Genomic DNA, 846 nt, shown 5'->3' with positions numbered 1-846 from the left:
CTAGGGTCTGTTAGCTCCTGAGCCAATCGAGGGTGGCGGCGAAGCAGAGGACGCCGAGGAAGGAACGGGCGGTCTTTTCGTAGCGGGTTGCCACCGCGCGCCATTCTTTCAGGCGTGCCCAGAGGTTCTCGACGAGGTGCCGATTGTTGTAGATCCACGATGGGCAGGCGACTGGGGCATCGGTGCGCTTCGGCGGGATGGCGGGACGGGCGCCGATGGTCCAGATCCGCTCGCGGAAGGCGTCGGAGGCGTAGCCGCGATCACCAACCACCCAGCCCGGCACGTCGGGCAGCTCGTCCAGCAGGTCCGGCGCCATCGGCAGTTCATGGGCCTGACCGGGTGCGAGCGTGAAGGCGGCGGCACGCCCGCGGCCATCTGCGATCACGCAGGCCTTGGTGCCGTAGCCGCCACGTGAGCGACCAAGTGCTTCACGGCGATCTCGCTCCTCGCTGTTGGCCCCCCTTTTTTGGCGCCTGCCGCCTTCTGGTGCGCCCGCAGGTTCGTGCCGTCGAGGAAGGCCATGCCGAGCGCGACGCGGCCCTCTTGCACGAGATCGAGCAGGCGTTCCCAAACGCCGAGCCGGCTCCAGCGAATGAAAGTCTGCGCCGCTTTCCACCAAGGCCCGAGTTCGCCGGGGATGGCCCGCCACTTGGCGCCGTTTTGGTGCCGCCAGAGGATGGCTTCGATGGTCTGCCGCAGGTTCTCGTGCGACACTTTGCAGTGCGGCCGCACCTCGTCGATCAGCGGCTCCAGCTCTGCCCACTGCTTGTCGCTCAGAACATGGATACCCGCATTCCCCGTCATCCACCCCAGATAGGAATGTACCTCAGGGCCTAACAGGCCCTA

General features: G+C 66.4%; 1 protein-coding gene. It reads right to left on the bottom strand.

Annotation, left to right across the window (positions count from 1 at the left end; translation table 11 throughout):
* Positions 1-10: 10 nt before the first annotated feature.
* Positions 11-804, bottom strand: a protein-coding gene (locus E2C05_RS32200) for an IS5 family transposase (RefSeq protein ID WP_133223648.1) whose coding sequence is annotated in 2 segments (ribosomal slippage) — positions 11-468 and positions 468-804 — 795 coding nt in all. Because the reading frame shifts where the segments join, the coding sequence is not laid out codon by codon here.
* Positions 805-846 lie beyond the last annotated feature (42 nt).

Source organism: Paracraurococcus ruber (assembly GCF_004353985.1).
Classification (GTDB): Bacteria; Pseudomonadota; Alphaproteobacteria; order Acetobacterales; family Acetobacteraceae; genus Paracraurococcus; species Paracraurococcus ruber.
Note: the sequence above shows the minus strand (reverse complement) of the source record. Positions and strands in the feature narration are given on the sequence as shown.